Origin of the sequence: Paenibacillus plantiphilus (genome assembly GCF_927798095.1) — a bacterium.
Classification (GTDB): domain Bacteria; phylum Bacillota; class Bacilli; order Paenibacillales; family Paenibacillaceae; genus Paenibacillus_Z; species Paenibacillus_Z plantiphilus.
Genome location: NZ_CAKMMF010000002.1, coordinates 68,772 through 90,588, shown reverse-complemented (window position 1 = coordinate 90,588; position 21,817 = coordinate 68,772). Strand labels below are relative to the sequence as shown.

The 21,817-nt window shown below is 49.9% G+C and carries 16 protein-coding genes; all 16 read left to right on the top strand.

Annotation, left to right across the window (positions count from 1 at the left end):
• Window positions 1-100 precede the first annotated feature (100 nt).
• On the top strand, window positions 101-388 hold the full coding sequence (locus L6H65_RS01850; protein WP_236338615.1) for an alpha/beta-type small acid-soluble spore protein: 288 nt from the start codon (window positions 101-103) through the stop codon (window positions 386-388).
• Between the two features lie 221 nt (window positions 389-609).
• Window positions 610-1,812 carry a methionine adenosyltransferase gene (gene metK, locus L6H65_RS01845; protein ID WP_236338614.1) on the top strand — a complete coding sequence of 401 codons (1,203 nt, stop codon included), beginning with the start codon at window positions 610-612 and terminating at the stop codon, window positions 1,810-1,812.
• Between the two features lie 179 nt (window positions 1,813-1,991).
• A complete protein-coding gene (locus L6H65_RS01840) occupies window positions 1,992-6,374 on the top strand; it encodes an Ig-like domain-containing protein (protein WP_236338613.1) in 4,383 nt (1,460 codons plus the stop codon).
• Between the two features lie 174 nt (window positions 6,375-6,548).
• Window positions 6,549-9,278, top strand: coding sequence for a stalk domain-containing protein (locus L6H65_RS01835; protein WP_236338612.1), 2,730 nt, complete (start codon window positions 6,549-6,551; stop codon window positions 9,276-9,278).
• A 74-nt stretch (window positions 9,279-9,352) separates the two neighbouring features.
• Window positions 9,353-10,519: a sensor histidine kinase gene (locus tag L6H65_RS01830; protein WP_236338610.1), complete on the top strand. Its 1,167-nt coding sequence runs from the start codon at window positions 9,353-9,355 to the stop codon at window positions 10,517-10,519.
• A gap of 2 nt (window positions 10,520-10,521) precedes the next feature.
• A complete protein-coding gene (locus L6H65_RS01825; RefSeq protein WP_236338609.1) occupies window positions 10,522-11,250 on the top strand; it encodes a response regulator in 729 nt (242 codons plus the stop codon).
• A gap of 95 nt (window positions 11,251-11,345) precedes the next feature.
• Complete coding sequence (locus L6H65_RS01820) at window positions 11,346-12,689, top strand: multi-tm2 domain protein (protein ID WP_236338608.1); 1,344 nt, start codon at window positions 11,346-11,348, stop codon at window positions 12,687-12,689.
• The gene (locus L6H65_RS01815) at window positions 12,686-13,399 is read left to right on the top strand and encodes a hypothetical protein (protein ID WP_236338607.1); all 714 of its coding nucleotides are present in this window, start codon (window positions 12,686-12,688) and stop codon (window positions 13,397-13,399) included. The genes L6H65_RS01820 and L6H65_RS01815 overlap by 4 nt, the downstream gene beginning before the upstream one ends.
• 394 nt (window positions 13,400-13,793) lie before the next feature.
• Entirely contained in the window at window positions 13,794-14,471 is a 678-nt protein-coding gene (locus L6H65_RS01810; protein ID WP_236338606.1) for a hypothetical protein, read from the top strand.
• Between the two features lie 204 nt (window positions 14,472-14,675).
• Window positions 14,676-16,979: a helicase-related protein gene (locus tag L6H65_RS01805; RefSeq protein ID WP_236338605.1), complete on the top strand. Its 2,304-nt coding sequence runs from the start codon at window positions 14,676-14,678 to the stop codon at window positions 16,977-16,979.
• Between the two features lie 12 nt (window positions 16,980-16,991).
• A complete protein-coding gene (locus L6H65_RS01800; RefSeq protein WP_236338604.1) occupies window positions 16,992-17,828 on the top strand; it encodes a ComFC family protein in 837 nt (278 codons plus the stop codon).
• 156 nt (window positions 17,829-17,984) lie between these two features.
• Complete coding sequence (locus L6H65_RS01795) at window positions 17,985-18,404, top strand: TIGR03826 family flagellar region protein (RefSeq protein ID WP_236338603.1); 420 nt, start codon at window positions 17,985-17,987, stop codon at window positions 18,402-18,404.
• A gap of 104 nt (window positions 18,405-18,508) precedes the next feature.
• A complete protein-coding gene (gene flgM, locus L6H65_RS01790) occupies window positions 18,509-18,772 on the top strand; it encodes a flagellar biosynthesis anti-sigma factor FlgM (RefSeq protein WP_236338602.1) in 264 nt (87 codons plus the stop codon).
• Between the two features lie 25 nt (window positions 18,773-18,797).
• Window positions 18,798-19,298 carry a flagellar protein FlgN gene (locus L6H65_RS01785; protein WP_236338601.1) on the top strand — a complete coding sequence of 167 codons (501 nt, stop codon included), beginning with the start codon at window positions 18,798-18,800 and terminating at the stop codon, window positions 19,296-19,298.
• 17 nt (window positions 19,299-19,315) lie between these two features.
• Complete coding sequence (gene flgK / locus L6H65_RS01780; protein WP_236338600.1) at window positions 19,316-20,896, top strand: flagellar hook-associated protein FlgK; 1,581 nt, start codon at window positions 19,316-19,318, stop codon at window positions 20,894-20,896.
• A gap of 11 nt (window positions 20,897-20,907) precedes the next feature.
• The gene (gene flgL, locus L6H65_RS01775) at window positions 20,908-21,798 is read left to right on the top strand and encodes a flagellar hook-associated protein FlgL (protein ID WP_236338598.1); all 891 of its coding nucleotides are present in this window, start codon (window positions 20,908-20,910) and stop codon (window positions 21,796-21,798) included.
• The last annotated feature ends 19 nt before the right edge of the window (window positions 21,799-21,817 follow it).

Genomic DNA, 21,817 nt, shown 5'->3' with positions numbered 1-21,817 from the left:
AACTATTTGGCCGAGATAACAATTTATTTAACGCTTCATTATCGTTAAGGGAAGACATAATAAGTCCACATCCTTTCCTAACTTAATGGAGGTGCAGGAGATGGCCAAACGATCATCTAATAAAGTTGTTGTTCCGCAATGCCGTGAGGCGCTTCATCAAATGAAATATGAAATTGCGGCAGAGCTTGGACTAACCGCGGGCGGATTGACACCAGAGCGGCTAGGGCATACCGAATTCGCATCTGAACTGGGCTCTATAGGCAGTACAGCCAGTGATGCAGGAAGTGTTCCCTGGTCCCATCTTGCGACCAGAGACGCCGGTTCTGTTGGCGGGTTAATGACCAGACGCTTGATCCAGCAGGCAGAGCAAGCTTTAAATGGTTTGTAAAGCATTGAGAATCCATTGAGAAATCCATTGACAGGAAGCGACAGTTTCGGTATCATACTGTTTTAGAGAGTTGTCATGAGCCTTTTCCACCTCCGGAAAAGGTTCATTTTTTGAAGTCAGTGTACCGTTCAGGTAAACGACGTTGACTTCTTTATAGTCTCTTTTTCAAAATCCTTTTATTCATCATTATTACAATTCAGGTTGTAGGAGGTTGAGAACAGATGTCACTTAAAGGACGTCATTTGTTTACTTCGGAGTCGGTAACGGAAGGACATCCGGATAAAATTTGCGACCAGATCTCAGATGCGGTCTTGGATGCGTTTCTGGAAGTAGATCCATACGCTCGTGTTGCTTGTGAGGTTTCTGTTGCAACAGGTTTGGTTCTTGTTATAGGGGAGATTAGCAGCCGTGCAGATTATGTAGATATTTCTGCAATTGCTCGTCGTACAATTAAGGAAATTGGCTATACTCGTGCCAAATACGGCTTCGATTCCAGCACATGTGCCGTTCTGACTTCTTTGAACGAACAGTCTGCTGATATTGCCCAAGGTGTTAATGCGGCATTGGAATCACGTGATGGCAAGGATGTTCAACAAGAGAATGAAGATATTGGAGCCGGCGACCAAGGTTTAATGTTCGGCTTTGCAACGAATGAAACACCAGAACTCATGCCTTTGCCAATTGCATTGTCTCATCGTATTGCGCGTCAATTATCTGAAATGCGCAAGAATGGCACGTTGGATTATTTGCGTCCCGACGGAAAAACACAGGTAACGATCGAATATGTTGATGGCAAGCCAACACGTGTAGATACGATTGTTGTTTCGACCCAGCACGCGGAAGAAATATCGCTGGAGCAGATTCAAGCTGATATTCGCGAGCACGTCATTAAGCCGGTTGTCCCTACGCAATGGCTGGATGATGAAACCAAGTACTACATCAATCCTACGGGCCGTTTCGTTATCGGCGGACCGCAAGGGGATGCGGGTCTGACAGGCCGTAAAATTATTGTGGATACGTACGGTGGATATGCACGTCATGGCGGCGGCGCATTCTCAGGCAAAGATCCTACAAAGGTTGACCGCTCGGCAGCCTATGCGGCCCGTTATGTAGCGAAGAATCTCGTAGCGGCTGGCCTTGCTGACAAATGCGAAATCCAATTGGCCTACGCAATTGGTGTTGCAACGCCAGTGTCGATAAATGTCGATACTTATGGAACAGGTAAAGTCGCTGAAGAGAAGCTGGTTGAAGTGATTAAGAAGAACTTCGATCTTCGTCCCGCAGGCATAATCAAAATGTTGGATCTTCGTCGTCCTATCTATGCGAAGACTGCAGCTTATGGCCACTTTGGCCGGACAGACATCGATCTTCCATGGGAACGCGTGGACAAGGCAGAGCAGCTGAAAGCTGACGCTTTGGCATAAGCGAAGCAGCAGAAGATACGGCAACAAGAAACCGCTCCTGATTCGAGGAGCGGTTTCTTTGTGGTGAAGCCTGGCAGGCAATTTGCAACCTCGTTAAAAAATAGCGGGCAAGTCTTCATTTAATGCCGTCTTTGACCGAAAAATATAGTACTAGTGTGTTTATTGGGGAGTGGATATTGTTGATCCGAAATCGTAGTATGTCTTTTTTGTTAGCAGTTCTCTTAATTGTACAAATCGGAATAGGCAGTTTGTTAACTGATCCAGCACAAGTATCGGCTGCCACTAGCGGGCCTGCTATTTTAGCGAAGTCGCCTTCCTCTGGTGCAGGCAATGTGGCGCCTAATTCCCCGTTGATTATTACCTTTGATGAGAATGTGTCGAAAGGAACAGGTTCTGCTGCGATAACGATACGGAGATTCGATAATGAGCTGTTTGAATCTTATGTCGTGGCTTCCGACAGTCGTGTCTCGATCAACGCAACGAGCAGAAACCTCGTTACAATAACACCGAGCAAGCCATTTGCTGTTAATGAAAGATATTATGTCGTTATTGATGCCGGAGCATTCAAGAACGAAAGCAATAATGCGAATTTCAATGGGCTGACTAGCCCGGCAGATTGGAATTTCAGAACTGTAGAAACATTGGATACGACAGCACCTGTCATTACAGGATTGAACCCGGGCAACGGGGGGACTGCTGTTATGGGGGCTCCGCACACCATCCAATTCGATGAGCCTGTATATGCAGCGAGCGGGACCATCACGGTAACCAATATTAATCAACCGAGCGATTCTCAGATAATAAGTACGGTTTCGACAAATGTATCCGGCAATTCAACGTCTACGATATCTTTCACGTTGAACAACGCCTTGAAGCCAAGCAGTACATATGAGGTTCTTATATCGAATGGCGCATTCCAGGATTTGTCCGGCAATAAATTTGCCGGTGTGAGCTCTAGTCAGTGGAGATTCGCTACATCTGCACCGCCGCTTGGCGCAGTATCGCTGCAGCCTGCGGATGATGCGTATAACGTGAGCATTTCCAGCAATTTTGTATTAACGTTTCCAGTCCATGTTGCTGTCCATACAGGCAATATAAGAATCAACAATATTTCTGACAACAGTACGGTTCAGACGATTAACGTCAACTCCTCGTATGTAACGGTGAGTGGCGGTGTTGTTACGATTAATCCGCCTTCAGATTTAGCCGGCAAGAGGGGCTATTATATTCTGATCGATCCGGGCGCTTTCAAGGATGCCAGCAACGGGGCACTTTTGTTTGAAGGGATCAGCGCGGCGAATGTATGGAATTTCGAGACGGATCATGGCGATGACAATACGCCTCCAACCCTTGTTGGGGAACGTAAACCTGGCAATATTCAGACGTCTCCGACACTAGATATGGAGTTGAACTTCAGCGAGCCGGTGTATGTAGGGTCAGGCAATATTGTTATTAAATCAAGCAATGATGCAATTGTTGCAAGCATTCCAGTAACTTCAACCAAGCTTACTGGCGGAGGAACGACCAAAATAGCAGTGAAGGATACGAGTGTTGCTTTTGTAAATAATTCAAAATACTACATTCAAATAGACGGACAAGCTTTTCAAGATGCACGAGGAAATAAGTTTGCAGGGATAACGGGCAAATCGGATTGGGAATTCACGGTTACGCAGGATACGGAGAAGCCTGCGGTCATCTCTTTATCACCATTAAACAATTCGAAGGACGCGGCAACCTCAGGCTTAGTATTGGAAGCATTGTTCAACGAGCAAATTCAATTGGGCACTGCGCCAACTGTGCCTTCGGTTACGATAAAACGTGCTTCAGGCACGGATAACTCTCCGATTACGACGAAGCTGGCGATTGATCCGCAGAATACTCGCAAGCTGGTTATTACACCAGATAGCGCGTTGGCAGCATATACGGATTATTATGTTGAGATAACTGAAGGAACGGTTACAGATATTGCGGGCAATAAATTCGATGGCATTCTCAATCGCGCCCAGTGGACCTTCAAGACTGTAAATTCGACAAGCGGCGCGCCTGTGCTGTCGAAGTCGGAAATACTCGGAAATTCCAAGATTGTGCTGACCTTCAATGAAGGATTGGATGCAAATTCTGTACCTGTGCCTGCCAATTTCTATGTAACCGTTAATGGTGCAGGACGTTCTGTAGCGAGTGTGCAAGTCAGCGGCCAGACTGTTACGCTGACATTGCAGGGAACGGTATCCGCAGGACAAGTCGTCAAGCTCTCTTATTCGCCCGGAGCTAAGCCCATTCAAGATACAACGGGGACAGCAGCAGCAAGCATTCTGAATCGCGATATTACGAATAGTCCTGACAATACGCTGCCAAGGCAGCTAAGCGGAATAGTGAGCGGGAATACGATCATTCTTACGATGAGTGAAGAGATCGAGCAGGTTACTTCCAACGCTAACAGTCAATTCTCGGTCTATCTAGGCGGCTCTTACCGTTCTGTTACGAATCTGTCGAGCAGTTCCAGCACGCTCTTCATCACTTTCAATGGTAATGCTGTCGCAACGAATGAGACGGTATCCTTGTCTTATAGCGCAGGCTCTTATCCTGTGAAGGATCCGGCGGGCAACAAGCTTGCGTCCTTCAGCAGCTTCCAGATTCAGAATGGGCAGGATACGATTGCGCCTGTGCTGCAATCGATGACTGTATTATCGAATCAAATCACGCTCGTATACAATGAATCGATCAATCCGGCTCTGCTTCCTCCAACCAGTGCGTTCTCCGTAACGGTCAATGGCGTTGCGCGCGGCGTGAGCTCGGTCAGCATTTCTGGAACGCATGTCATATTGAACTTAGCATCTGCGGTTAGCAGCAGTGACTATGTTATTGTTTCGTATTCCATAAAGTCGCCTGCGTTTTCTGATTTCGGCGGCAATCCTGCCCCGGCGTTTACGAATATGACAGCCGGTGGAGGCAGTGGTGGTTCTTACATTACGTTCTCCGGCGCAATTGCCAAGGCGGGAACGATTACGATATCGTTCTCAGAAGGGCTGAACAGCTCGTATGTTCCATCTTCGTCGCAATTCTCAGTCAAGGTTAACAATGTGACCAGACCCATATCGTCAATTTCGATTAATGGATCATCGGTCATTCTGAATCTCTATACGCCTGTAGCAATAGGAGATACTGTGAAGATCAGCTATTCTGCTGCAGGTGTGACGCTGAGAGGCACTGGCGGTGTGCAGGTTAACTCCTTCACCGATATTAATGCGGCGAATCAGACATCATGGACAGATAATGCAGGCGGGGATTTCGAAGCGGCGACAGGCGGCGGCTTGTCGATTAAGAAATCGGCGGCAACGACGACTAGCGCTATATCGCCTGCAGGACGCAGCACAACGCAATATGAGCTGTCGGCAGAGAAGATTACATCTGCATATAGCGCAATCCGATCGGCTAGCGGCATGCAGCCTAGAGTGGTCTTTACAGTGCCGGATAGCGAGAATGCAGGAATGGTTGCCCTTCCGCTCAAAGCGCTGGAGGACGCCAAGAATGCGTATCCAACAGCTTCCGTTGCTGTTATTTACAAGGATACGACGTATGAGCTTCCATTGAGTGCGCTGGATTATCGCCAGTTGGGACAAATGATGAATGCTGCGGCTCCGGTAGGCCAATTAATTGTATCGATTGATACGAATGCAATCGGAATGTCATCCCAGCTCACGGCGGAATTGAATGCTTCCAATGCTCAAATGCAGATTAGCCCGGTAAGCTTCGAGCTGTTTGTCAAAAGCAGCGGCGTAACTAAATCGGTAGATAATCTGAACGGTTACGTGACGAGATCAATCATGACAGGGTCAAACCTGGAAGCGCGCCAGATCGCAGTCGTCTGGCTGGATTCGCAGACAGGCAAGCTCTCCTATGTGCCGACCAAAGTAACACAGGAGAGTGGCAAATCGCTCGTTACCTTCAAACGCAAGGGCAATAGTGTATATGCGGTAGTGAAGGGCGGGGTGAAGTATACCGACATTGCCAAGCATTGGGGACGCAACGATATTCTATTAATGGGCAATAAATATGTTGTTGAAGGAAGAACGTTAACGACCTTTGAACCTGATAAGCCGGTTACTCGCGGCGAGTTCGCAATGTTTATTGCCAAGGGATTGGGATTGTCCGGCGATAAGCAGGCAGCTGGCAAGTTCAAGGATGTGAATACTTCTACAGCGATGGCTGCCTATATCGGCGCAGCATCCAATGCGGGTATTGTGCAGGGGATGACGGACGGGACATTCAAGCCTAATAGTCCCGTAACTCGTGAGCAGATGGCCTCGATGATGGTACGTGCAGCTAATGCTGCGGGCAATCAAATGAAGCTGTCCAAGAGCCAGAGTGAAGTGCTGAAGCGCTTCACGGACAACAAAAAAATCGGAACATGGGCGCAAGGAGATGTAGCAAAGGCTGTGGAAGCTGGCATTATTAACGGTATGGCTGCTAATTCGTTCGGCGGCAAATCCAATGCTACGCGTGCCCAGGCTGCAGTAATGACGAAACGCTTGCTCGTATACTTAGGTTTTATGGATGTTTAATACGTGCGTTGCACGATCAGCTCTATTATTCTCGAAAGCTATCCCGGCATTTGCCTGGATAGCTTTTTCTTTTCGCTCTCACTATATTGATAGGAGTCTTCTATCAGCGTAACTTTTAGCAACCTTTTGGAGTCTATAACTAATAGACTTCTAGATAGGAGAGTTGCTGAAATAATGCTTAAAATAGTTGACAACAGGATTGCTAGACACTGTCGTTCCAAACAAACAAAGAAAAAATTTATTGTATTAACACTTGGAGCAGCCTTGCTCATCCAGCAGTTGGCAACGAATGTGCCAGTTATTGCGGCAGCGGGCGGAACTTCAACGACACAGCAAACGGAACAAAAGGCTGTACTGCAGCAAATTGTCAAGCAGCGTGAAGAAATGATAACCTCGGGTGCTAAACTCATCGATTATACGTGGATGTCCAAAGCAGGCAGCAGCACAGAGAAAACTGATATTCATGTGATCGAAATTGATCTGACCAACCCTTATGTCCGTCTCGATGTGATGAATGGCAAGCAGGGGTCGGTTACGGGCAATGGCTCTGTAGCGGGCATGGTCAAGGGGACGGGTGCCGTTGCCGGTATCAATGCTGATTTCTTCAATACCTCCAGCGGCAAAGGCACACCGATAGGTCCGCAGGTGACAAGTGGAGCATTAATGGCAAGTCCCTCCAAGCTGAAGGGCATGTTTGCTTTTGCTGTGACGAAAGACCGCAAGCCGATTATTGATCAGTTTGCATTCGAAGGCAGCATCACTTCCGGAGACGGCTCCAGCTTCGAGCTGGCGGGCATTAACAAGGCCGCTTACCGGACAGATCCGGATGAGGCCTACAGCCACGTCAATGCGATGTATATCTATACGAATGCATGGACGGTAACGCGGCCGGATGTTAAGGACAGTGCTTCGACACCTACGGAGGTGCTTGTGCAGGATGGTGTGGTTGTGCAGGTATCGGAGAATGCACTGCTGCCGATGAACCCGCCTGAGAACGGCTACATCCTTCGCACGCACGGCAAGGCGGCGCAATATGTTCGCGAGCATTTGCAGCCGGGTACGATGGTTGCGGCTTCTTACAATCTTGTCTCGCAATCATCGGGTCAGAAGGTTGATCCGGCATCTCTGCAAATGCTGGTCGGCGGCCACACGATTCTTGTGGATCAAGGCAAGGCGGCAGCCTTCTCACGCAGTGTGAGCAGCATCAGCCCTTCGTCTGACCGTGCAAGAACTGCGGTTGGTTATTCGAAGGATGGCACGAAGGTGATGCTGATTACCATTGAGGATAGCTCAAGCAGCCAAGGAATGACATTGGCTGAGCTGCAGAAGGTTATGGTGCAGCTCGGTGTCTGGAAGGGCACAAATCTGGATGGTGGCGGTTCAACAACGATGATATCGCGCCCGCTCGGAGAATTCGACCCGAAGCTGACTCATGCGACTGAGTATGGAACGACACAGCGCCTCGTTGCCAATGGTATTGGTGTGTATACCTCTGCTCCCCAGGGAGAGGTGAAGGGCATTAAGGCCAGCGGTCCGGACGTGCTCTTCATTGGCCAGCAGGCCACGTACACGACGAAGGCTTATGATGTCCACTATAATCCGGTCGAATCAGGTGCGACGGCATCGGCATCGACATGGAAGTCGACAGAGGGGCTGGGCACGTTCAGCGGAAACACGTTTACGGCTGTCAAGGCAGGCAAAACAACGGTCACTGTCGGGACTGGAGCCGCAAGTGACAAGCTGCCTGTCGAAATTATTAGCGGCAGTCAAATTGCGCAAATGACCGTCGATGCGAGCTCGCTTGTATTGGAGCAGGGCAAGAGCATAACCGTTCCTGTGCGCGTCGTTCTTAATGACGGCCGCAAAATGACAATTCCGGCAGCATCGGTCAAATGGGAGCTGAAAGGGTTCAGCGGCAGCGTTGATGGAGATAAGCTGACTATTGGCGCGATTAAAGAAGGTGCTCAAGCCGGTTATGCGATAGCCAGATATGACGGATTCTCCTCAGCGGCAGTTCTTGGAGGGGGAGCGGATAAGAAGTTTGATGATTTCGAGAAGCCGACCTACCCAATTACGTTCTCCAGCACGAACAATGTAGTGGGCTCTGTTGATATTGCTGCAGGGCTGCCAGGACGCGAGAGCAGCAATGCGCTCAGATTGCGTTATGATTTCACGAATGGATCAGGCACAAAGGCTGCATATGCTGTTATGGGCAGTGCAGGACAGAAGCTGGAAGGCAAGCCGACCGCGATGACGATAGATGCGATGGGCGATGGAAGTCTGAACTGGCTTAGAGCTGAATTTATTGATAACAGCGGCAAGGCGCATTTAGTTACATTAGCCAAGCAAATCGATTGGACTGGCTGGCAGCAGATTAAGGTGAATCTGCCTAGCGACAGTATGGCATATCCGATCACGCTCAAACGATTATATGTCGCATCCCTCGAAGAGGGACAGGATGAGCGGGCGCTCAGCGGTGAGATTGCCTTTGACAATATTAGCTTCCAATACCCGGCTGCAGTACCAGAGCCGAAGAGAACGGCAGTAGCGCTTAAGATTGGCTCCAAATCGGCTAAGCTGGGCGGTCAGCCATTCAAGCTGGATGTTGCGCCGATTCTGCTGGAGGGAACCTCCTATTTGCCGCTGCGTTTCGTTACCGATGCCATGGGAGCCCAGATTAATTGGGAGCCGACATTGAAGCGGGTTACGGTTCTTCGCGGCGACAAGCTGCTGGAGATGTGGATCGGCCGTAAAGAAATTGTTCTGAATGGTGTCCGCATAAGCACTGAGGTTGCTCCAATTGCTCGCGGAGGGCGAACACTGGTCCCGCTGCGTCTCGTATCGGAGCAATTAGGCTTTACTGTTAATTGGGAAGGGAAAACGGGAACGATTACCGTCGAATGATATGAACGCGACGAGGCTGTTTTATGATATGATATTATCTAATAGCTTATAGAAGAAAGTAGGCCGGTCTCAACGTGGACTATCGAATTAACGATATCGATCGCGTAATAACCAATGCTGTGCTTGTGATGGAGGAAAGCAAGTATCAAATATTTGAAATTTGCGAATCTGCTCGCAAGGAGCTGCATACGCTTGGGCAAGAACTCAATCAAGTGATCATGGAAGCGGCAGAGGTGATTGAGAAGGTCGACAAGCTGGAGATGTCGTATCGGCTTGCGCGGATCAGATTAACGGAAGTTAGCCGTGATTTCGTCAAATACAAAGAAGAAGATATTAAGTCCGCCTATGAAAAAGCGACGCATATACAGTTGGACCTCATGGTGTTCCGCGAGAAAGAAGGTTATCTCAAAGCGCGTCGGGATGACCTTCAGAAGCGGGTTCGCAATGTCGAGCAATCGATTGAGCGGGCAGAGACCATTGCATCTCAGATCAATGTTGTTCTGGAATATTTGTCCGGCGACTTGAATCAGGTCACACGCATTCTTGAATCAGCGAAGAACCGGCAGCAAATCGGGTTGAAAATTATTTTGGCCCAGGAAGAAGAGCGCAAGCGAATAGCCCGAGAAATACATGATGGTCCCGCTCAATCGCTCGCAAATATAGTTCTTAGGACGGAAATTGCAGAAAGAATGCTCGTAAAGAAGGAATTTCAATTAGTGCAAGAAGAATTAATAGATTTGAAGAGACAAGTACGCTCCGGTCTCGAAGAGATACGCAAAATCATTTTTAATCTGCGTCCAATGGCATTGGATGATCTGGGACTGATTCCAACTCTTCGCAAGTATATTCAAGATTTCGAGGAGAAAACAAAGATTCGGACGATATTCGACACCGTCGGCAAGGAAATGAGATTGCCTTCCGCAATGGAAGCGGGAATCTACCGAATGGTGCAGGAGGCATTCAGCAATGCTTTCAAGCATGCCAACCCTTCATATGTCGCGTTAGAAATTACGTACCAGGCGCAAATCGTTAAAATCATTGTTAAGGATAACGGCATTGGGTTCCACGTCGATCTCATTGAATCCCGAGCAAAGGACAGCGCGAATTTCGGTTTGATCGGGATGCGCGAGAGAGTCGAGCTATTGGAGGGGAGGATGGAGATCGAATCAGCAATTGATGAAGGGACTAAGGTTATCATCCATATCCCTATCAACGCGGAGGCAAGAGAAAGGAGTAATTGACGATGGACCAAAAAACAACGACCGGCAAGCGTAAGATTCAAGTGCTAATTGCTGACGATCATCAACTTTTCCGCGAGGGGCTTAAACGAATTCTCAACATGGAAGATGACCTGGAAGTAATTGGGGAGTGCAATGACGGCATTCAAGTGTTGGAATTCTGCAATCAGACTAAGCCTGAGGTTGTATTGATGGATATTAATATGCCGATTGAGAATGGTGTAGTTGCAACGGAGCGTTTGCGCGATATTTTTCCAGATGTGAAGGTTATTATATTATCGATTCATGATGATGAAAGCTATGTTTTTGAGACCCTGCGCAAGGGAGCGTCAGGTTATTTGCTCAAGGACATGGAGGCGGAGGCGCTTATTAACGCCATTCGTTCTGTCGTGGGCGGGCATGCTTACATACATCCGAAGGTGACGGGAAAGCTGATCAACCAACTGCGCCGCATGACATATCTGGATGAGATCGGCGCCGTTTCCGGGGCAGCTGCCGGACGTGAGGCGGGCGTGAAGTTTATCGCTGGCGACAACAATCCGTTGACCAGACGGGAAGCGGAAGTGCTTCGCCTAATGGCGGAGGGCAAGAGCAATAAGCTCATTGGCGAATATTTATTTATTAGTGAGAAAACAGTGAAAAATCACGTCAGCAGCATTTTGCAAAAAATGGAAGTTGATGATCGGACACAGGCAGTAATCAATTCAATCAAGTTTGGTTGGGTTACGCTCTAGTGTTTGCAGGTACTACATAACGAAATGAGAGAGCTTCTGCATGTATGCGGAAGCTCTTTTCTATTGTCAATCGTCTATTGTTGGGATGGGGAAATTTGCAAGACAAACAATTGTACAATAAGGGAGATTCGAGTATGGTCAACAATCCGGTTGCAGCTTTATTTCTGGGGTTTATTCCTGGCTTTGGTCATTTGGCGGTGGGGCGAAAGGTATGGGGATTTGTCTATTTTGCGCTTCCTTTGATGGTTGCCGGTCTTGGGTTTATGCTGTCAGTAGCTGAGAATAACGAGTTTCCGTTTCTTGCGGGTGCGTTTATTGCAGGTATCATCTGGGCGATTAGTCTGCTTCATTTGGTGATCTATTTGCTTCTTAGAAGCAGTCGACCGTCTCCGCCATCTGGAGAAAGATTGGGCGAGGGGAGTTACACGGACAGGAATGCCGGGTTTCAAGCTGGCGGCATCACTCCCATTGGCACCGTATTTCCGACGGCGGATTCTATGGCAGCTCTGAGCGGAGGAGGAGGTTACCCGGCATTAGGGCAGGATGGCAATTTCATTCCACCGGCCTTTCAACAGGGTTCAATCGGGCAAAGGCAGTCTCAAAGCAATGGGGCTATGCGAAATGAGGCTGCCTCCAATCGCGGGAGAGATGATGCGGGAGAGCGTTTCTATGCGATCTTGCTATCATTTATACCGGGGCTCGGACATTTGCAGCTTGGACTGATGAAGCGGGGCTCTACGCTAATGATCGGGTTTTTTGGCCTGATTGCGATGATTCTGTTTGTATCGACATTGGCGAATGAGGATAGCTTTCTTGTCATCCTGTTTGTGCTGCCGATTATTTGGCTGTATGGCATGTTTGATGCGATTCGTCACGTGCAGCTAAAAGAGGCAGGTGTGGCGCTTGTGGATCGATCAATAGTTGATGATTGGGACGAGCATCGCCAGGGAGGGAATCGAAGCGAATGGCTTGCTGTGATGCTGTCACTTGTGCCGGGGGCGGGCCATATGTATTTGGGCTTGCAGAAGCGCGGCTTGCAGCTCATGGCAGGGTTTCTGATCGCGCTCTATTTGCTGAATGCGCTGCAGTTGACATTGCTGTTGTTTATTGTGCCGCTTATCTGGTGCTATTCTTTCTTCGATGGGCTGCAGCTTCAGTCGCGTTACAAGGCAGGGGGAGGGATGCTTGAGGATGTGCCGCTTGTCGACTGGGCGATTCCTCAGCAGCGCTGGATTGGCATTGGGCTGCTTATGGCGGGGCTGTATTATATTGCAGACAGAATATTGATTGATTATTTGCAGCGTGTGCTGCAGGAATATGAGCTTTCGTATGAGCTTCGATATTACTTCAAGACGGGTATAACGGCTCTTCTGCTCCTTGGCGCAGGGATGAAGCTGCTGCTGGGCAGCAGATCCAAGGAAGGCAAGGGACAATCATGAGAAGGCAATGGAGAGTTGGTACGTGGTCGATGGGAGCAGCGCTCGCGGGGATGGGCGTGCTGCTCATACTATCCCATTTTAATGGACTGCAAGGGCTTGATCAGGGACTGCTGTGGTGGCCGCTCCTGCTTGTCGTACTGGGGGCCGAGATTATGGTTTATTTGTGGCGCAGTCAGGAGGATCAGCCGGTGCTCCGGTACGATTTGTTCAGCATCGTGTTCATCGCTTTGATCGGTATGTTCAGCATTGTTCTTATGACAGTGAATGCATCAGGGGTTTTTACGGAAATACGAGGCTTAATCAGTGCCAGAGAGGTTCACGTGGATGCGGAGACGCTGAAGGTATCCGTCGCTGGAATTGATCGGATCGTTGTTAAGGGCGACCCGTACTGGAATGGAATGCTGGAGATTGATGCTGGCCGCGCAGGTCTTGATGAAGTGCAGGCTTTCGGCACTTGCCATTATGAGGTAGGCAAGGATGAGAAGGAGCCTGATACTGTCGAGCTGGTGACGTCCAATGTGGTGGGAGATACGCTTTACGTACAGATGAAACGTCCTGAGCGGACGCGCATGCTCATGGAGCAGCATGTTCCTGCTTGCAGCCTTATGCTCGTTATGCCCAGTGATAAAAAGGTGGAGATCACGCAAAATATGAATGTTTCGCTGGCTGCGGGCAGCAAGCTGCCTGACAGCTGGAGGTTTGTGGAGTGAAGTGCTACATAAGTTGAACGATTGAAATGAACTTACAGGCCGCTGCGCTGGGGAATGTTCTTACGATCGCTGACGCTTCTCCAGAAACATTCCCCTGCTCCACTCTGTTGTTCTTTCTTTTGTCCAACTTATTTAGTGGGGAAGGAAGATAAGACGGAGCAAGAGCAAGAGCAAGAGCAAGAGCAAGAGCAAGAGCAAGAGCAAGAGCAGGAGCAAGAGCAAGAGCAGGAGCAAGAGCAAGAGCAAGAGCAGGATCAAGATCAAGATCAAAGCAGAAGGGAGTTAGAAAAAGGGGCGATTAGCCGGGCAGCCGCCTTTTTGCTTGATTGTCCAAAATGTCTGGAACCCCTGGGCGGTCAGTGGCATATCATGTCACAAAAAGGAGGTGGCCGCCATGATTCCGATCCTGTTCTGGATCTTTGGTTGTTACGCCTTGGCTGCTGCAGCCGTTCATGCTTATACTGCGCTTGCGATGAAACGATGCAGTGTTACGAAGCATTACGTGCTTATTGCTGGCAATGAAGGGCTCCATATGGAGATGTATATGCGCTGCTTGCGCCGATTTTCCCAAGTGACCGGGACGTTAGTTAGGGTAACCGTACTAAACCAAGGGTGCGAGGATGAGACGATGGGTATCGTTCGCTGTTTTGCAAGAAGAGGCATGGATGTTCGCGTCCGATCATGTGATGCTTTTTCTTCAAGCAGAAGGCAATTTGATGATTTTGCACGCGAGCTGGGGCATCGTCCCGGACAAGGGTGGAGCGAGGGGGCTTCTCCTCGGGTAATGGCTGGAATGGAAGTTGGGGGCAAGTACGATGACCGGGCAGCTAAAGACAAGGTTGACTGTACGAAGAGGGAAGTCGTAAAGGGAAGCTCGCTCTGGGCAAAATGGCAACGCTTTCGAAATGCGAGGAAGCTACCTCCGCGAAAAGCGAAGAATGATAGCCGGCAGCGTGCCGAGTCGATACACTTGATGTGGATGCTTCAAGAAGAAGGAATTGTTACGGAATATGATCATGCGATTCTGGTGAATTTGCGGAATCCTGCGGATATTTGCAAGCTTCCCCTTTGAGAGTTGTGGATAGCGGCGGTGCATCGCTTTTATATGATTAATTGCTAAGCGCAAGGGGCTGGGTTATAATCTTTATAAATCTATTAATTGACGAGTGAAGCACACCCGTATGGCTGTCTATGACAGCTTGCGGGTGTGTTTTGTTTTATTCGGCTGTTTATTGGAGAGTTGGAAATATGGATTTGGGAATGGGGAGAGGGGAAAGTGCAGGTAACGTTATATGTGTTGTTGTCCGCTAAAGGCTCGCGGGCCATGTGGTCGGTCGCGCCAGAAGTTGACCGTGCCTATTGGCTCGATAGGGGTTATCGCAATGAAGTGGAGCGGACTGCGAAAAGGCTGACTCATTGGGAAAGTCAGAGTATGCTGCTGTGGCCAGAACTGCTCCCGCTAGGAATCGCTGTTGCGATTGCACAGCGATGGCCGGATAGGGAAGGGGGCCCGTCAAGTGAGCGTACGGTCCGTGAGGTTTTGGGGCGGCTCGTGAGCGATGCTTGGGGGGCGGGGGCGGGAGCTCAGTCGGCAGAAGAGCCGCGAGCGAGTACTCAGAGCGAGCGGAATGCTCAGAAAGCGAGGAGAGAGAGTGCTAAGAGCGAGCGGGTTGCTCAGGAAGCGAAGAGAGCGGATGCTCAGAGAGCGAGGAGAGCGGATGCTCAGGAAGCGCCGGTGGCGCGTGCTGAGCTTGTGAGGGGCGCGTCCGAGCGTGGCGCGGACCGCGCGGGTGCGCGTGCGCTGGCGGCGGCAGCTTGCCGCGCCGCTGCGCTGCTGCAGGGACGAGCGCTGCTTCGCAGCGAAGCGCTCGCCCTGCTTGCGGCCGCGGATGCGGCCGGGCCTGCTGGCGAAGCGCAGCAGGCCGCTTGGAGCGCGGCAGCGCCCGCGCTCCAGCTGGCCGCGCTCCTCGGCCAGCTGCGCCTTGGCGGCGCGGTCGCCCCGCAGCCGCAGCCACCGCTGCTGCGGTGGCGGTTGGCGCTGCGCGCGGAACCGCCGCGCCAGCGGCTGCGCTGCCAGCGATGCGGCAGCGGCGAGGCGCGCATGCGCCGCACGCCATGCGCCGTATGCGGGCGCATGTGCGCCTACTGCGAGGCGTGCCTCACCATGGGGCGCAGCCGCGAATGCGGACTGCTCATACTCGGCACGCGGACCCCAGCGTCAAGCGCCCTTGCTTTTGCATCAGCTCGCGCCCTCACCCCAGCAGCGTCGAGCGCCCCAGCTTTTGCAACAGCTCGCGCCCTCGTCTCAGCAGAGGCGGGCGTCTCCGCTTTTGCATTAGCTCCCAGCCCCGCTGCGCCAGCAGCTTACCACCCTGCCCCAACGAAGGGGCCACAAGACCTGGCATCAATTGCTGCTGCCAGCGATGAGCGGTTTGCCCGCTGGCAGCTTAGCCCTGCACAGGCCGCTGCAGCAGCGGCTGCACTTCAATATATAGCGGGGGCGGGCACAACTGCCGGTGGCAGCATTTTTCGCAGGGTCGTTGGTCTTGCCCGAAGGCTGCCTTTCGTTTCAGCATCACGGCAAGCTTCGCAACGCAGGTTCTTGCTATGGGCAGTTACAGGCGCGGGCAAGACGGAAATGATCTTCCCCTTAATAGAGGCCTGCTTGGAGCGGGGAGGACGTGCCCTGATTGCAACACCTCGGCGGGATGTTGTGTTGGAGCTGGATCCCAGAATACGGAGGGCCTTTCCGGAGGCCTCGGTAGTGACATTGTACGGAGGCAGCCCTCAGCGCTGGGAGAGCGGGGAGATTACGCTTGCTACAACGCATCAGTTGTTTCGTTTTCGAAGCGCGTTTGATCTTGTCGTCATTGACGAATTGGATGCTTTTCCATTCCATAACGACGAACTGCTCCATTATGCGGCTGACAACGTCTGCGCAGCTGGCGGATGCACGGTCCTGCTGTCGGCCACTCCTCCTGCTGAGCTGCGACGGGCGGCTAAACGTGGGCATCTTGCCCATGTTCGTGTTCCTGTTCGATTTCACCGCCATCCGCTTCCGGTTCCAGCTCTGATCCGAATTCCTATGGTGCGACAGCTGCTTCACCAGCGCAGGCTGCCAGGAAGATTGTTGGATGCGCTGAAGAAATCGTTGGATCGCGGCGCACAGCTATTTCTGTTCGTGCAGCAGATCCGGCATGTTGAACCGCTTGTACAACGACTGCGCCATGCTTTTCCGAATATCGCAATCGAAGGAACCTCATCGAAGGATGCTGAACGCTCGAATAAAGTTATGGAGTTTCGGGGACGGAGCATCCGATTGCTGGTGACAACAACAATTCTGGAGCGTGGCGTTACCGTTCCGAAAAGCGATGTGTTCATACTTGATGCGGATGGCAAATTATTCGATGAAGCATCGCTGGTGCAAATGGCGGGACGAGCAGGAAGATCCAAGGAGGACCCGGCAGGTCGCGTTTATTTCTGTGCTGCGGTGTATAGCAGGTCTCAGCAAGCGGCCATTCGGCAAATCCGCAGCATGAACAAGCTGGCGAAACGGAGCGGGTATCTTATCAAGAAGTGAAGGGAGATACATATGCGAAAATCATGGAGCCAGCTCTTTTTCAAATCAATGCACAATCTGCTAGCGCTGCTGCGGCCTTCAACCTCCACCTGTCTTATTTGCGGCAGGAATGATCATCGGACGGTCAGTGCGCTGCCCTCACTCTGCAGTGAATGCCGGGAATCCATTCCATGGATTTCTCGTATCCATTGTCCGATTTGCGGTCGACCGGAGCGTTGTGGCGATTGTGGGCGACGGCACGCTGCGGCGTTTATTTGCAACCGCAGTGCTGTGCAGTATAACGACACCATCAGACAATGGCTGGCTCTGTACAAATACCGGGGGCATGAAGGGCTGGAGCCATTGCTTGGAGAGCTTCTTTTGACTGCTTACAGCGGCCTGCTGCAAGAATTCTCACAACGCAGCAAATTATTCCGAATAGATGCTGTCGTACATGTGCCGGTAAGCACGGAGCGACTTCATGAGCGCGGATTTAATCAAGCGGAACGGCTGGCGGCTTATATTGCAAAGCAGAGCGGCCTGCTTCATTTCGACATTTTGCGCCGGGCTCGTCACAGCCAGAAGCAAAGCTTCAAGACGCGAGGAGAGCGTTTGCGTGATTCACGAGAGCTTTTTGTCTCTAATGTTCCCGCCATACTGAAAATGATGGACAGATTATTCGGCGGCGATGTTTCGGCAATGCCAGCACGCCTGAATTCAGGAGAAAGCGTGAGATTTCTTTTAGTAGATGATATATACACAACAGGGAGTACGGTGAATGCATGTGCAAGAGCGGTCAGAGAGGGGGTTAATTGGGCAGGGTTCCAAATGCATATTGAGATATACACGATTACGTTAGCGCGTTCTTAGACCTCATACTTCTACAGTACCATTCTTCTCGCTTCGCTTCCTGGTCCATTTCTTATGTTCGTTTTATATAAAGTAAAAAATAGGATGAAATTTGGCGGTTTATGAGGTAGAATAGGGATAATTATCATTCAAGCTGTTTGGAGGGGGGCATAGGACATGGGTCTCGATAACTGTCCGCGTTGCGGTAAGCTGTACGCTGTAAACTTCCGTGATGTCTGTCCGGCATGCATCAAAGATATTGACGAGGAATACCGGCTTTGTTCCGATTATTTGCGCAAGCAAAAAGGAGCAAGCATTCACGAGGTTTCTGATGAAACATCGGTCTCTATCAAGCAAATAACGAAGTTTATTCGTGAAGGGCGCATATCGCTTGTTGGAGTTCCTAATCTTGCCTATCCTTGTGAAGTTTGCGGAACGTTGATTCGCGAGAACTCGATGTGCATCAATTGCAGATCGCGCCTGGTTCATGATATTAACCATAAACCCGATCAGAGAAAAGCAGGCGATTCGGAGAAACCGCCTTCTTCAGTAGGGGCGGCGTACCGAATTATGGATCGACTTCGCGATCGAAACTAAGTCGTATTTTATTACCTATAAATTTTTATGCAAAAGTGCCGATAATACTCTTATACAGAGTTATCGGCTTTTTTTAATTGGCGTCGGATAGTGGAGGGATAAATATGAAAATTAATGAAACCCAGCGAATTGGCGGAGTGAATCCTTATCAGAAGCAAAACGATCAGCGAGCAGGAGGCTTAGGCCGCAAAAAGCAAACCGACGAAGTGCAGATTTCGGCGGAAGCGCAAGAAATGCTCAGCTATAGCCGCGCCAGTAACGCGGAGCTTAGCAAGCGGATTGAGGATTTGAAGGAATCGGTCAGAACGGGAAGTTATCATGTTGATTCAGGAAAACTTGCAGAGAAGATTTGGCCATTCATTAAATAGATAAAGCAAAGCAGGGTGATCCTTGGTGTCATTTCGTCAATTAATGGAGACGCTCGAACAGTTGCATTCGCTTTATATCGAGCTATACGAGCTTGGTCTGATGAAGAAGGAGCAGGTTGTAAAGAATCAGATCAACGACCTGACGGCGACGATTGCGAAGGAATCGAAGGTATTGAAGCAAATCTCCGAGAATGAGACGGTAAGGCGTCAGACGCTTATTGAGCTTCAGCGGGAGATGGGTGTTCGGCCCAAGTTATACATCACATTAACTGAAATCAGCAAGATGCTGTTCTCGGTTGATGACAAGCAGGAGCTGGGACAGATTCAAAGCAAGCTGTCCGAGACGGTAGCAGCACTTAAACCGCTCAATGAATTGAACCAGCATCTCATACAGCAGTCAGTAGCGCTCTTGGAATTCTCGCTGGATTTACTAGTAGGCTCTCCAACAGAAGAGGTCACCTATCAGAATCCGGCGCTGCATAATGGTAAACAAAACCGTAACGGATTATTCGATACGCGCGCCTAAGCGCAGGAGGTTGAAGAATGAGATCAACATTTCACGGTCTGGAAACAAGCAAGCGCGCTATATTGACGCAGAATGTAGCGATGCAGACTTTAGGACATAACATTGCGAATGCTTCAACAGAGGGCTACACCAGACAACGAGTCAATCTATCGGCTGCGCGTCCGATTGAGGCGCCGGGCTTGATGCGAAGCAATGCGCCGGGTCAATTGGGCACTGGCGTGCAGTATGACAGCATTGAGCGTGTGCGTGACTCCTTCCTGGATTTGCAGTATCGCCGTGAGAATCAAGGGCTTGGCTCTTGGAAGGTTCAAGAGCAGACGCTGCAGTCCATTGAGAAGATCATCAACGAGCCTTCCAACAGCGGTTTGAGAGCCGTTATGGACAAGTTCTGGAATTCGCTTGAAGTATTGAACCGTGATCCAGCCTTGCTTAGCGCGCGGATTGATTTGATCGGCTCGGCAGTGAATCTTGCAGATACAATGAAATATATGGATACATCGCTAAGTACAGTAGCTAGCGATATTACATCAAACATCGATAAGAAGGTTGTTGAGGCGAACGGGTATATTGAGAATATTGCCCAGCTTAACGAGATTATCCGCAAGACGGAGGCGCTTGGCGACAATGCCAATGATTATCGCGACCAGCGCGATGTATATCTCGATAAGCTCTCCCTCATTGCGGATGTCACGTTTGCTGAGACGCCGGATAATATGATTAATGTCATTTCCGCTGGCGTACAGGTCGTTGACGGTACTGCGTTCACCGCACTTACTGCAGGCAATGCTGCAACCGCTACTTCAGGCGAACTGGCAGGCTACGTTGCTTCTCAAGCTGAGGTGACCAAGGTGAGAGATCAACTAAACGCCATGGTCAACACATTGGTCAATGGGCAGGTTACAGTTAAGCTTGAGAACGGCTACATTCCTAGTGGCAATATTACAGCATTGAATGCTGTTACATTGGAGGATGGAACTGTTATACCGGCAGGCGCGACAATCGCGGCTGGGTCAAAGATCAAAAGTGCGGTTGAGCTTCAGGTGAACGGATTTAACGGCTTGCACGAGCTGGGATACAGCTTGTCAGATCCTTCACAGTCAGGTATCTCATTCTTCACTACTTCTGACGGAAGCTCGACTTTTAATATTTCCAACATCCGTGTTAATCCTGATATTGTGCAGGATACGAGCAAGGTAGCTGCTTCCGGCAAATATGAAATTAATGGGTCGGGAGCGAGGATAACGATTAAAGGCAACAGCGATATCGCTCATGCGCTTGCGGGGTTGAGAGACAAGGTGTTCAACTATCCAGCGAATATGACCTCGCTCTCTAGCGGAACGACCGATGACTATTTTCGGGCACTGACTGGGGATTTGGGAATACGGGCATCTAATGCGATCCGCAATTTGCAGAATCAGCAGGATTTGACGGATTCGGTAGCCATGCGGCGCCAGTCGGTAAGCGGCGTGTCGCTTGATGAAGAGATGTCGGACATGATTAAATTCCAGCACGCTTACAATGCGGCTGCTCGCAATATGACAACAGTAGATGAAATGTTGGATCGTATTATCAATCAAATGGGCCTTGTCGGCAGATAGGAGGATAATTCATGCGCGTAACGGGAATGATGCAGAACATTCAGCTGATGAGAAACTTGCGCAATACGAACGAAGGAATTTCGAGTTGGCAGGATAAGCTGGCAACCGGTCAACGGATTCACCGTCCAGGCGATGATCCAGTCGGCATTGGATATTTGATGAGGTACGATAGCGAGTTGAATCGTACAGAGGAATTTTTAGAGAACGCGCGCACGGGCAATGGATGGCTTCGTACGATGGATTCGCTTATGCTGCAGACGTCCGATGTGTTGAAACGGGCTCGTGTGCTGACACAGCAAGCATCGACAGGAACAGTTCCTGCGGATGCAAGGGAACAGATCGCATCTGAGATTAGGCAATTGCGAGAGCAGCTTGTGACAATTGGGAACAGCGACTATAGCGGCAGATATTTGTTCAATGGACAAAAGACAGATACTGCGCCGTATACTGTTGCAGGTGCTGAGACAGAAGAGACAGATGATGGCGTTTATTACCTTAGCGTAAGTGCTTCAGTTACAGTTCCTGTCAGTATTACTGGCGAAAAAATATTCGGTGCTGCGGGCGCTTCAGACAATGTATTCAAGGTTCTTAATGATATTGCCAATCATCTGGATACTAATAATCAGACGGCTTTATTACAGGATTTAAGCTTAATTGATGATTCTTCGGATCGTCTGTCCAAATCATGGGCGGAGATTGGAGCGCGTATGAATCGATTTGATCTTGTAGAGAATCATCTGCTTGATGAGAAAGGCGGATTGAAGCAACTGCGTTCAGAAGTAGGCGATGTGGATATGACTGAAGCAATAACAGAATTGAAATTAAAAGAAAACGTGCTGCAAGCGGCTCTTTCGACGGGTGCACGAATCATGCAGGTTTCGTTAATTGATTTTATCCGATAAAATAATCGGAATGAGGTAA